This window comes from Thiomonas sp. FB-Cd (assembly GCF_000733775.1).
GTDB lineage: Bacteria > Pseudomonadota > Gammaproteobacteria > Burkholderiales > Burkholderiaceae_C > Thiomonas_A.
On record NZ_JPOE01000002.1, the window covers coordinates 624,358 to 636,774 of the forward strand.

13 protein-coding genes are annotated in these 12,417 nt (G+C 60.5%); 5 read left to right on the forward strand and 8 right to left on the reverse strand.

What is annotated here, in order from left to right:
• Positions 1–3: 3 nt before the first annotated feature.
• On the reverse strand, positions 4–282 hold the full coding sequence (locus CD04_RS0103035; protein WP_031404324.1) for a metal/formaldehyde-sensitive transcriptional repressor: 279 nt from the start codon (positions 280–282) through the stop codon (positions 4–6).
• 426 nt (positions 283–708) lie between these two features.
• Between CD04_RS0103035 and CD04_RS0103040 the strand changes: the two genes are divergently transcribed.
• The 5 genes from CD04_RS0103040 (at position 709) to CD04_RS0103060 (ending at position 5,906) form a co-directional block, all read left to right on the forward strand.
• The gene (locus tag CD04_RS0103040; protein WP_031404325.1) at positions 709–1,716 is read left to right on the forward strand and encodes a thiamine pyrophosphate-dependent dehydrogenase E1 component subunit alpha; all 1,008 of its coding nucleotides are present in this window, start codon (positions 709–711) and stop codon (positions 1,714–1,716) included.
• Between the two features lie 15 nt (positions 1,717–1,731).
• Complete coding sequence (locus CD04_RS0103045) at positions 1,732–2,772, forward strand: alpha-ketoacid dehydrogenase subunit beta (RefSeq protein WP_031404326.1); 1,041 nt, start codon at positions 1,732–1,734, stop codon at positions 2,770–2,772.
• Positions 2,769–3,020, forward strand: a complete 252-nt coding sequence (locus tag CD04_RS0103050; RefSeq protein ID WP_031404327.1) for a lipoyl domain-containing protein — start codon at positions 2,769–2,771, stop codon at positions 3,018–3,020. The genes CD04_RS0103045 and CD04_RS0103050 overlap by 4 nt, the downstream gene beginning before the upstream one ends.
• 70 nt (positions 3,021–3,090) lie before the next feature.
• A complete protein-coding gene (locus tag CD04_RS0103055; protein ID WP_031404328.1) occupies positions 3,091–3,819 on the forward strand; it encodes a hypothetical protein in 729 nt (242 codons plus the stop codon).
• Positions 3,820–3,929: 110 nt separating this feature from the next.
• Positions 3,930–5,906, forward strand: coding sequence for a sigma-54-dependent Fis family transcriptional regulator (locus CD04_RS0103060; RefSeq protein ID WP_081857770.1), 1,977 nt, complete (start codon positions 3,930–3,932; stop codon positions 5,904–5,906).
• A 507-nt stretch (positions 5,907–6,413) separates the two neighbouring features.
• Here CD04_RS0103060 and CD04_RS0103070 read toward each other — a convergent pair.
• From CD04_RS0103070 to CD04_RS0103100, 7 genes are all read right to left on the reverse strand, one after another.
• Positions 6,414–7,397 (reverse strand): zinc-dependent alcohol dehydrogenase family protein, encoded by a 984-nt coding sequence (locus CD04_RS0103070; RefSeq protein WP_031404330.1) that lies wholly within the window; start codon positions 7,395–7,397, stop codon positions 6,414–6,416.
• A gap of 77 nt (positions 7,398–7,474) precedes the next feature.
• Positions 7,475–7,939, reverse strand: a complete 465-nt coding sequence (locus CD04_RS0103075; RefSeq protein ID WP_031404331.1) for a cyclic nucleotide-binding/CBS domain-containing protein — start codon at positions 7,937–7,939, stop codon at positions 7,475–7,477.
• 99 nt (positions 7,940–8,038) lie between these two features.
• A complete protein-coding gene (locus CD04_RS0103080) occupies positions 8,039–8,695 on the reverse strand; it encodes a dienelactone hydrolase family protein (RefSeq protein ID WP_031404332.1) in 657 nt (218 codons plus the stop codon).
• A gap of 41 nt (positions 8,696–8,736) precedes the next feature.
• Positions 8,737–10,056, reverse strand: coding sequence for an erythromycin esterase family protein (locus tag CD04_RS0103085; RefSeq protein ID WP_031404333.1), 1,320 nt, complete (start codon positions 10,054–10,056; stop codon positions 8,737–8,739).
• Complete coding sequence (locus CD04_RS0103090; protein ID WP_031404334.1) at positions 10,056–10,709, reverse strand: phosphoribosyltransferase; 654 nt, start codon at positions 10,707–10,709, stop codon at positions 10,056–10,058. Before CD04_RS0103090 ends, CD04_RS0103085 begins: the two co-directional genes overlap by 1 nt.
• A 187-nt stretch (positions 10,710–10,896) precedes the next feature.
• Entirely contained in the window at positions 10,897–11,385 is a 489-nt protein-coding gene (locus tag CD04_RS0103095) for a YcbK family protein (protein ID WP_231480445.1), read from the reverse strand.
• A 100-nt stretch (positions 11,386–11,485) separates the two neighbouring features.
• A complete protein-coding gene (locus CD04_RS0103100; protein ID WP_081857772.1) occupies positions 11,486–12,415 on the reverse strand; it encodes a L,D-transpeptidase family protein in 930 nt (309 codons plus the stop codon).
• Positions 12,416–12,417 lie beyond the last annotated feature (2 nt).

Consider the following 12,417-nt stretch of genomic DNA (forward strand, 5'->3'; position numbering starts at 1 on the left):
GGACTATTTGAAGTAGCGGCGTAGGACATCGATCAACTGCTCGGCTGCTTGGGCGGATTCCGCTTGGTGCCCTTCAAGTGGGTCAATCAAATGGGTCTGAATGTGATCCTCAACAACTTCACTCAGCAACCCGTTCATGGCACCGCGGCAGGCAGCAATTACGTGCATCACATGTTCACAATCGGCTTCACTTTCGAGGGCGCGCTCGATCGCATCGACGAGCCCCCGAATGCGCCGCACGCGATTGAGAAGTTTTGTTTTCTGACGGACCGTGTGTGTCATGTGAACAGTATAGGGGGGTAACCTATAACCATGCCTAAGACGTCCTTCTGCCGCCTGGCCTGCACGGCTGATGAAGACGGCGGGCGTGCAGTGCAGGCGCAGCTTGCCGAGGCGAACCCTGCAGGGCAATGCTGAGCACGCTAAAGCATTGCGACATGTGCGCGCGACAGATGTCGCGGGACACGCAACAAGCTCATCGGAAACGCAGCAATTCGTGTGCATCCAGGGATGAAATCGGGAACGCCATGCGAAGGCCCTCTTCAGAGTCCCCAATGCTGCTAACGGCAAGATCCGGCCCCGCCTCCACGCTCATCAGACTGCCATTGAACCGGGGGGCTTTTCATTGGAATGATTATTGCACCGCCTGATTGCGCGCCGTGCCGTCAAGGCACGCTCGTTGATGCAGTCACAAAAGGAGACCTTCTCATGAGTGCCAGTCAAGAACACATGCTCTGGATGTACGAGAAAATGATTGAAATCCGCCTTTATGAGGAGACCATGGCAAAGGTCTACCTTGAAGGCAAGCTGCCACCGGCCATCCAGAAGGGGCTGGCTTTTGATATTGGAAGCGGGCCAGTGCCGGGCGAAATGCACTTGGCTGCAGGTCAGGAACCCGTGGCCGTCGGGGTTTGCGCGCACTTGCGAACGGAAGATACTGTCGTCGGTGCCCATCGGCCACACCATTTCGCGATTGCCAAGGGAGTCCCACTCAAAGCCATGACCGCTGAGATGTTCGGCAAGGAAACCGGCTTGGGGCATGGCAAGGGCGGCCATATGCATCTCTTTGATCCTGCGCATAAATTTAGCTGCAGCGGCATCGTCGGGGCGAGCATGCCACCAGCGTGTGGCGCTGCATTGGCTGCGAAAAAGCGCGGCAAGGACTGGGTCGCCGTCGCGTTCTTCGGCGAAGGCGCTGCCAATCAAGGTGCATTTCACGAGTCGCTGAACTTAGCCTCTCTGTGGCACCTTCCCGTGGTCTTTGTCTGCGAGGACAACAAGTACGCCATCTCGGTCGAAAAGACCGATTCAACATCGGTCAGTTCGGACGCGGATCGTGCTGCAGCCTACGGAATGCCTGGCGTACGCGTGGGGCGCAACGACGCCCTGTCCGTGTATGAGGCGGCCGCGGCCGCTGTTGACCGGGCGCGGCGGGGACAGGGTCCATCCCTCATCGAAGTCAAGACCGATCGTTACCTCGGTCACTTTCAAGGCGACGCTGAAGCGTATCGGCCCAAGGGAGAGGTTGAGGAACTGCGCAAGCATGACCCGATTCCCCATCTCGGCGAGCATTTACGCAAGCTCGGGCTACTCGATGATGCGATGGATCAGGCCCTGCGTTCCCGCGTGGAATCGCGCGTGGCCGAAGCCTATGACTATGCCCGCACGAGTCCTTATCCAAAGCCCGAAGATGCACTGCATCATGTCTTTCATTGATGGGAGGTTCCAGCTATGAGCACAGCACGCAAACTGACAATGGCGGCGGCAATTTCCGAAGCGATTGGACAGGCGATCGAGCGCGACCCGGATGTCTTCGTGATGGGTGAGGACATCGGTAAGTACGGCGGCATCTTTGGCGCCACTGGAGGGTTGTTTGCGAAGTACGGGCGGGATCGCATCATGGATACGCCGATCTCGGAGACGGCATTCATCGGAGCCGCCATCGGTGCAGCAGCCGAAGGCATGCGCCCGATCGTCGAGCTGATGTTTGTCGACTTTTTTGGCGTCTGTATGGACATGATTTACAACCATCTGGCCAAAAATACCTACATGTCGGGTGGCAACGTTCGATTGCCGGTTGTGCTGATGACGGCCATCGGCGGCGGTTACAACGATGCAGCACAGCATTCCCAATGTCTGTACTCGACTTTTGCCCACATGCCTGGCCTCAAGGTCGTTGTCCCTTCCAACGCCTACGATGCTAAGGGCCTGATGAACCAGGCCATCCGCGATGACAACCCGGTCATTTACATGTTCCACAAGGGGATCATGGGGCTGCCCTGGATGGCCTATTTTGAGGGCAGCACGACCGAAGTGCCCGAGGACAATTACACGATTCCCTTTGGCCAAGCCAAAGTCGTGCGCGCAGGAAGCGACGTGACGATCGTGACACTGAGCCAGATGGTGCATAAGTCGTTGCTTGCGGCGCAGAAACTGGCGCAGTCCGGGATCGACGCGGAGGTGCTGGATCTGCGCACGCTTGTGCCGCTGGACCGTGCCGCGGTTTTGCAATCCGTGCGCAAGACGGGCCGCCTGCTCGTGGCGGACGAAGACTATCTAAGCTTCGGGATGTCTGCGGAGATCTCGGCTCTGGTGGCGGAAAATCTCGATTCCGTGCGATTGAAGGCTCCAGTCAAGCGCTTGGCAGTGCCCGACGTGCCAATACCCTATAGCCGACCACTGGAGCAGTTCGTCATCCCGCAAGTCGACGCCATCGTGAGGGCATGCTCAGACTTGATAAAGGCTGGCAAACCTGAGGCGGTGGTTGCATGATTGAGATCAAACTTGACCCGGAACTCTGGAAGGATATTGATCCAGGAACCGAGGGGCTTGTTGACGCGTGGCGTGTCAAGGAGGGAGAGCGTGTGCAGGCTGGCCAGGCCTTGGTGACGGTGATTCTGGTGAAGACGACCCAGGAGTTGGTCGCTCCACGTGCCGGCACCGTGACGCAGATCCTCGTTCCCGCTGAAGCCAACTTCAAGCAGGGGCAGACCTTGGCCCTGCTGGAGGAGAGCATTTGACGCAGGCGCGCCAGACTTTCAGGGTGAGGTTCTACAGCAGGAGGCGCGTGCGCCTCACGTCGGACTGGGCATGACGCCGACGCTGCTGACCGTTTCCGCGTTGGTTGAGCAGGGGTGGAACGATCGGGTCCTTCTGGACCCGATCGTCACGCCTGTCTGGCGGCTTTGGACCTATGCACAGCCAGCGGTTGTTCTGGGGCTGGCACAGCGTGGGATGCAACTGCCCGTGAGGCCTGACGCAGTTTTGCCGGTTATGGTTCGAAGTTCGGGCGGGGGTGCGGTGTTGGTCGGGCCGTGGATGCTTAGCATTTCGGTGGCGCTTCCAGTGGAGCACCCACTCGTGAGCGATGGCGTGGTTGCCAGCTATGGATGGCTCGGGCGCGGCATTGCGCAGGCATTGGAAAGTGTTGGCGTGCACGCTCAGGTCCTGTCGCCCGAGCAACTTCACGCCCGCCGCGCGGACCGGCCGGTACCGACGCTCGACTGGGCATGCTTTGGAGACGTCTCACCGTGGGAAGTGCTCGCCCACGAGCGCAAGCTTGTTGGGTTGGCGCAGATCAGGCGGCGCAACGGTGTACTGTTGACGGCCGGCATCCTTCTTCGGTCATGCCCTTGGGAAACGCTATGCGAACGCCTGGGCAGGTCACGCAGCGACGCTGAACGCCTGCGGCAGTGCACCATCAGTTGTGAGGAATTTGTGGGTACAGCGCTGCAAGCGCAGGCGCTGGTGCGTTCCCTGCATGCGATGCTGGGCACGGAATGTTCGCCGGGCGATCAGGGCGCCAGGGCTCCGGAGTAGATCGTTGGCCACCGCCATGCCTGGTGGCTACGAGCGACCTTTCGTGCTACACAATGGCGGAGTACGATTCACGCAAGCTGCGAAGACGGCACCATCTTGGAGGCATGCCAATGACGTCTGTCCTTGCTTCGCCCGCTGGCGCGACACCGCGGTGGGCGACAGTTCCAGAGCCTGACGGCGCCGAGCCGCTGATTACGCGGTCATGGCAGCGCTCGATCCAGTTGCATGGGCTCGACCGCGCACAAAACCGCCCACGTGTGCTGACGCAGTCCGCACTGCGCGAACGCCGACAGGCGCTGGAGCCATTGCTCAGTCTTGCGCGCAGTGGGTTGGAATCCTTGTTTCAGGAAATCTATGGCGCTGGCTACATCGTCCTGCTCACCGATGCGGAGGGAGTCGCGGTTGACTTCATTCCCAACCCATCGATTGAGGTTGAGGCGCGCCGCGCCGGTTTGGCGATGGGGGCTTGCTGGACCGAAGGCGAAGAGGGCGCTTGCGCCGTGGGGATTGCGCTTGCTGAAAAACTGCCGATCACGGTTCACCGCACTGAGCATTTTCTCGCGGCAAACAGCGAACTGACGTGCAGTGCCGTGCCGATTTTCGATACCGATGGGCGCACGTTGGCGATCCTGGACGTCTCCGCGCTGGACTCCCCGCAAGACCGGCAAAGCCAACACCTGGTGCTGAAGATGCTCCAGGCGACCGCGCGCTCAATCGAGGACGCTTATTTCTTGAGGCAGTTTGAGCAGCAGGTGGTGTTGCGCACCGGGTGCCGCCGTGAGTTTCTGGAAGTGTGTACTGACGGGCTCGTGGCGCTCGATGAGGATGGCACCATCCTTGCGGCCAACCAGCGATTCGTGCGAAGTTTGGACCTTTCGCCTGAGACGGTGCGGGGGGCGCATCTGGCGGATATTTTCGAACTCACCCGTGATGAACTGCTCAGTGCCTTGAATCGCTCGGGGGCGGAGCGATTTGCGTGGCGTGTCCGGCGGACGACGGACTTGCACTTTGCGCAAGTACGCCAGCCGCGCCAGGGTGTGTCTCGTCTTGCCGCCTCGAACGGTGCGCGCGCGAGCATGGCCCCCGAGTCGCGGCTGCGAGCCGATTCGCAGCACGAGGCGCTAGAAGTCCTTGGTGGTGCCGACTCACGCATGCAGGCCAATGTCAATCGTGCACGACGAATCCTCGACAAAGAGATCGCCGTGCTGCTGCTGGGGGAGTCAGGTACGGGCAAGGAGCTTTTCGCCAGAGCCATGCATGCCGCCAGCGGCCGCGCGTGCCGACCCTTCATTGCGATCAATTGCGCTGCCATTCCCGAAACTCTCCTCGAGAGCGAACTCTTCGGCTATAGCGCCGGTGCCTTCACCGGTGCCCGCGCCAAGGGAGTGCGAGGGAAAATCATGCAGGCGCATGGCGGCACATTGTTTCTTGACGAAATTGGAGATATGCCCTTGGCCATGCAAACCAGGCTGCTACGCGTTCTCGCTGAGCGTGAAGTCAGCCCGCTTGGAGCGGAGCACGCGGTTCCAGTTGACGTGCAGGTCATCAGTGCCACGCATCAGGCGCTGGAGGATCTCGTTGCCTCGGAACGATTCCGTCTCGATCTCTATTACCGCATCAATGGTCTGAGCTTGACGCTGCCGCCGCTGCGCGAACGCGAAGATCGGCATCAGCTCATCGAAGATATTCTGGCCGAGGAGGCGCGACGGGCTGGGCGTCCGGCATTGCAGTTGTCCGTTGATGCGCTGGAAATTCTCGACAAGCAACGCTGGCCGGGTAATCTGCGGCAGCTTCGTCATGCACTGCAGCTTGCTGTGGCGCTTTGTGACGGCAATGTGGTCCGTCTTGAGCATCTACCTGACGATCTGGTCCAGCGCCAAGCCGGCGAGCCGGAGGGCGGTTGGGCAGCAGCCTCGGCTCGAGCCATTAACGAGTCAAATGGACCGCAAATGCTTGTCGAGGCGCTGCAGGGATGTCAATGGAATATCACCATTGCGGCACGCAAACTGGGCATTAGCCGGTCCACACTGTATAGGCAGATGTCCCGCTTCAACATCATCGAGCCAAACCGGCGCGAGCCGCGATAAATGCGCTTGATGTGCATGGCGCAGATGCGGTGGTTCGGACATGGAATCCGCCCCGCGAGGCCGGAAATCGTGCTACCTTTTCATCGTGTGGCCTAGAAATCGGGCAACGATCCATTTGGAGATTCTTATGACGCAGCACGCGAAAGGGCAACCCCAGAAACCAGGTCAGCCCGAACAGCATCGACCGCTCCCCACCGAAGACGTCAACAAGCCCAAGGAAAGGGCTGAACAGGAAGAGGTTGCCGGGCGGCACAAAAATAGCGGGCAGAAGGATCACAAAGGCGCCCGCTGAGCGAACACCGCACGCAGCTGCGCGAAAGCCCTTCGCCGGCACGGGGTCGGCGCCGCCAGCTCAAATCGATGTTTTGGGGCGCGGAGCCCCAAGACACCCAGGCCCGGGCGTCCGCGCGGCTGGTTGGTACGGGGCGTGTGCTGCAATCAGCGAGGACGAAATCCTGTTCAGGCCTTCTCACGCACGTGCGATGGATGGCCTTATGGCAGATTCGTTCACACGACCAAGACGGCGGCTCCGTTGAATTGACCAGCACGCAGATCCGCTAGCGCTTGGTTGGCCTGCCTCAGGGGGTAGCGAGTGATGGTTGTTTTGAGGCCGATTTGCGGTGCCAAGCGCAGGAAATCGACTCCATCGCGGCGCGTCAGGTTCGCCACGGAGACCAACTGACGCTCTTGCCACATGAGTTGATATGGGAAACTCGGGATGTCACTCATATGGATCCCGGCACAAACAACCCGCCCGCCTTTACGCACCGCCTTGAGCGCTCGCGGAATCAGCCCGCCAACGGGCGCGAAAATAATTGCAGCGTCGAGTTCGGCCGGAGGGATTTCATCAGATCCGCCCGCCCACGCGGCACCAAGGTTGCGCGCAAATTCCTGGCCTTCCACGTCACCCGGTCGCGTGAACGCAAAGACCGACCGCGCTTGCCAGTCTGCAATCTGCGCAACGATATGCGCCGCCGCTCCGAAACCGAAAAGGCCGAGTTTGTTGCCGTCACCCGCGATAACAAGCGAACGCCAGCCGATGAGCCCCGCACAAAGCCATGGCGCGATAGAGGCATCATCCCCGACCTCACCCAAGGCAAAGGCATAACGCGCATCGGCAATGGTGGCTGTGGCAAAGCCTCCGTCGCGTGTGTAGCCCGTGAACAGCGGGTGGTCGCAAAGGTTCTCGTGGCCCGCCGTGCAATACGGGCAAGTGCCACAGGTATAGCCAAGCCAGGGAACGCCAACGCGCTCGCCGATGCGCAGCCCCTCCACGCCGGCGCCGATCGCATCGACTCGGCCAACGATCTCATGTCCCGGAATGATCGGTAGCTTCAGAGCGGGCAAGTCGCCGTCAACGACATGAAGGTCAGTGCGACAGACGCCGCAGGCCGTGACCTGAAGCCGAATTTGCCCTGCGCCCGGCTGGCGTTCCGGGAGCTGCACCCACTCAAGCGGGCTACCCGGCTTCTTGAGCACCATCGCGTCCATGGTTGCGCCGCGGCTTCAGAAGAAACGGGCAATACCGGAGCGGATCGCTTGCCCGACTTCGGGTGTTCCAACGCAGATCATGGGTGTAGCGGTGACTGAACGCTTCCCGTCCGCTCGCGCTGTTGTTCGCTGCGCAGGATGCTTGTCAACAAGACCCAATCGCGACCGAGTGCCTCGATGACATCATCGAGTGCGAGCAGGCCAAGCACCGTTTCATCGTCCTCAGTCACAACCAATCGCCTCACGCCATGGCTGAACATGGCTTGCATCGCATCAGTAAGCTCAGCGGAGCGGCTGATCGTGACGGCCCCTGGCGTCATGACCTCGGCGACCAGGGTGCTAAGCGGGGATGCCCCATTGGCAATGGCCTTGAGCACCATGTCTCGATCCGTAATGATGCCCAGCGTGCCCCGCTCGCTCATCCCGTCCGTGACAATGAGCGCGCCGACATGCTGCTTGCGCATTTGCACAGCCGCTTCCTGCAGATTGCAGGATTGGGGAATGTGAACCGCGCCTGGGGTATAGATTTCGTGTACTTTCATGAACAACTCCTGATTGCATGAGAAAGAGACCTGATGGAATCGGTTTTGGAATGGCCATCCGACCAGGGCCAACGGGTTGCAAAAAATCAGATCAGCGATTCACCCGCTTGCTGCGGTTAGATGGGTGCCAAACCACGCCGCAGCTAATCGGGAAACTTCATCAAGCTTGCCTGGCTCCTCGAAAAGATGTGTCGCCTCGGGGATGATGATCGTGCGGTGTTCGCAGCTCAGTTTCTTCGCTGCCTGTTCGTTCAAGGCAATGACCTCGGTATCCCAGCCGCCCACAATGAGCAGGGTCGGGGCCAGCACGCGATGGAGGGCCTCGCCAGCAAGATCGGGCCGTCCACCTCGGGAGACGACAGCACCCACCCGTCGTGGCCGTTCTGCAGCGGCGATCAGAGCTGCTGCGGCTCCCGTACTGGCACCGAACAGACCGATCCCCAACGCTCGCGTTTGTGCCTGTATGGCGAGCCAGTCGATTGCATCAGTCAGTCGGCGTGCGAGCAGTGGGATATCAAAGCGGAATTCGGCAGTGAACTCATCAACGCTGTTTTCTCCCTGGGTCAGGAGATCGAACAGCAAGGTTCCCAAGAGGGCTTGGTTGAGGTATTGCGCAACGCGCTGGTTGCGACGGCTGAATCTGCTGCTGCCGCTCCCATGCGCGAAAGCAACGATTCCCTTGGCCTGGGCTGGCAGCGCGAAGGTGCCATGAAGCGTGGCGTCACGGACGGTAATCGCCACCTCGGCGGATTGCATGTCGCTCATGGAACAGCGCCTGGTCGGGTTGCCCAACGCGGTTAGGCCACCGGCGCGACCGTGTCAGGCCGCCGATGCCATTGCGAAGAGGCATCAAGCGGCTCAAGTGCTGCGGTTTCGTCGAGATGGAACACGGCATCGAACTGTTGGGCCAGGGATGCTTCAAAATAGTGGCTGGCGCGCTCAGTCTGAGGAAGGTAGAGGACGCCAATTGCCCGCTGCAGCATTGGCTCGCGAAGCGCTTCGGCGCCTGCGATGCTCAGCGGTAAAAAGAAGCGGTCGAGCCCTGTCGTGTGAAACAGGTGCTCATAGCTGTCGCGCAGAGCCGGGCGCACCCATTTATGCTCTGCCTCACCGTCCCATTCCGAGGCGGCAGAAACGTAGCCCGTGTATGTCGTGAAACCGACGAGCAACGTCTTCGCGCCGGTTTCTTGCCGCATGAGCTGACCGAGATTCCATTCGCCTCGCCAATGCGATTCCGTCGCACGCGCATCACCAAGATGCGAGTTGTGCGCCCAGACCACAATGCGTCCGGTGCCACCTCGACGCGCGCGGTATTCGGCGAGCGCCAGCAACGTGTCACGCATATGTGCGTCGCGCAAGTTCCACGTGTTGACCCGACCTCCAAACATGGCACGGTAATACGTCTCGGCATTGACCACGACCTGGGCATTGCGCTCGGCAAAGAAATGCGCGTCAATTGCGGTGAGGCCGTTGCGCTCGAGGTACCCTTCGGCTTCAGTGCGCAGTTGCAGCAACTGTGCAACTGCGCCCTCATGTGCAGCGGGTCGTTGACCAAAAGCCGCTTGATAGCCATACACTTGGGGCTCGCGCACGTGGTCAAGCGCGGCATAGCGCCTCCGCGCGATCTGGGCTTCATCGGCATCCACCTGTTCCAGATACTGGATCACGGCGTCGGCAGAGCGGTACAGGCTATAAAGGTCCAGGCCGTAGAAGCCGACGCGCTCTGGGATGTCACTGCGCGCATTGAAGTGGTGTAGCCATGTGATGAACTCCAAGACCTCGCGGTTGCGCCACATCCATTGTGGAAACCGCGCGAAATCCCCCAGCGCAGATGCCGGGTCATCCGCGCTGTCACCCTGCACAAATCGATTGACACGCCAGGCATCTGGCCAATCGCCTTCGATGGCAACGGCATCGAATCCCTGTTCGGCAATGAGACGACGCGTGATATCAGCACGCATGCGATAGAAATCCTGCGTGCCGTGGGTGGCCTCGCCCAACAGCACGAAACGCTTGCCCTCTGCCATGGCAAGCAGCGCGTCGTAATCTGTGGTCTTCCCGTCAAGCCGGCTCGCCAAATCGCGTGCTGCAAGAAAGGGCGTCTTTGCAGGATGCATCACCGTGTCTCCGCGCGCGACCTGTCCAGAAGCGCGCGCACTTCCTCGTCGCTTGTCTGGTCGAAGCGTTCATAGAACTGGCCTACGGCATAGAAGGGCTCGGGTGTCATGACGCTGATAAATACGTCAGTCGCCGCTCCTAATCGCTCCTGCGTTTGCGCGGGGGCAACTGGAACTGCAACGATGATGCGCGCCGGATGCTTCGACCGCAGGGCCAAAAGAGCAGCGTGCATGGAGGCCCCCGTCGCGATTCCGTCGTCCACCACAATGACCGTGCGTCCTTCCACACGTACGTCTGGACGCGATCCGCGATACAGCAATTCGCGGCGGGCCAATTCCTCGCGCTCAGCTTTCAGGACGGATTCAATCTCGGCTTTCGTCACGCCCGTCAAGGCAATGAGATCGCGATTCAGGTACAACGCGTCGCCTGAGCTGATGGCACCCAAGGCCAATTCGGGTTGGTGAGGGACACCGAGCTTGCGCACGATGAGCACATCGAGCTCGGCCCCGAGCGCTCGGGCAACCTCGAACGCGACCGGAACTCCCCCGCGTGGCAACGCCAAGACAAGGAGGTCGCGCTGCGCGGCGTAAGCCTGCAAAGCCCGCGCCAGTGCGCGTCCAGCGGCAAATCGGTCTTCAAAACGCGAATCCATTGCCATTGCGCTACTCCCAACGTTTTTTAGGTTAGGAGCATCTGGACCGGGCGGCTTTGATGTGGATCAGCATGTCGAAGGGGAGTTGCCGGCCCGATTGGGCTTGGCGCTTCGCCCATCGCTGGCGGAGTGCAATACGGACTGAGCGCATTGAGCGCGCAGCCGGCGTCCCAGACGCAGCGGATGACTAGACTCCCGTCCAGTGACGGACCTGCCCGACGTCGACATGCACGAAGTCCGAATGCGGATAAAACCCGACGCCGCCAGCCCGCAAGGTCATCGCGGCGTTCCGTAGTTGCACCAGATTGTGGCCGGGGATGCGGATATCGGCGGCCATGCCATCCATGTGCAGGCTGTGCTTGGCGACCTCGGAACTGCGTGCATGCAACCGCGCATTGGTTGCTCGAGAGCGGTATCCGGAGATCAACTGGATCGGCTGGCTGGTGCCCAAGCGGCCGGTAATCGTGTACAGGAGATCCAGTAGGTCGGGGGCAATGGCTTTGCTTTCATTCGTGCGGAAATCGCGCAAAATATGGTCAATTTCCGCCAGGGACTCGGGGAGATATTGTCCGTCCGCCCAGTAGACCGTGCGCAGGCGCTCACCGGTGTGGAGGTTATCAAGCGCCAGGGCGCGTGGTGTCGTTGGCGCCGTGCTGGCGAAGGCTTTCCGAGACATGACGCTAATCCCCGCGGCCATGGCGCCCGGTCCAAGCGCGAGAATCCGACGGCGTCCTTTTGACGGGAATGAATGCAATGGTGGCTCCTATGGGGCGGGTTTACGGTGAAGGCGATTCCCGCGGAACATTGCCAAGGGGCGGAAACTGTCGATCAACCCTTGTGGCAACCCCTTCTTGCAGCGCGACGACCTGAGCAGCACGCTGCCAGTCGATGCGCGCAGTGAGTCCATGTTCAGCAGCCAGCGATTGCAGGAGAGCCCAAGCATCGCCCGCTTGGTGGTAGATGTCTGGGTTTACCTCAAGTTCGATGGACTGGTCAGGTAGTTCGGCAAGCAAAACAGGTTGATAGACGATTTGTCCGCGCATGCCGATGTTCACCTGCGCGAACAATTGTTCGGCATCGCTTGGGTGAAGGCGGATGCAGCCATGGGACTGGAAATGATAAACGCTGGGCGGAGCGTTGGTGCCGTGGATGCCGTACCCGGCGATGCTTAGCCCAATCCACTCCTTGCCCAGAGGGTTGTCGGGGCCGGGCGCGACATGGGTCTGAATGGCCTTGCCTTCCCGCCGCATTTCCTCCTGGATCGAGTGGGGAACGTTCCAGGTGGGGTCTTTGCGCAACTCCGTGATTCGGAACGTGCCTGCGGGGGTGGGCCATGTGGGCTTTCCGAGGCCGACGGGGTGTGCGCCATCGAGACGACCATCACGGAAGATAAAAAGCATGCGCTGCGGCAGGTTGATCAGCACACCGTTGTCCACCCCAGGCGGAACAATATGTCGATTGTCGATCGAGATGCGTTGGCCGGGATGGATGACATCGTTTGCGTTGAGTCCGTTGCGCCTGGCAATCGCGGCGACGGACTCGCCCGCGCGCGCACCGATAGCCGTCAGGCTGTCTCCAGATCGGATCACATATTCCGAGACTCTGCCGACTAATGCATGGGCCACATCCGTCGTTTGCGCGAATCCCGGTGCGGCAACCCCCAAGAAGAGGCTCAGGCTGAAGATCAAAGTTGCCGTTCGCTTCATGC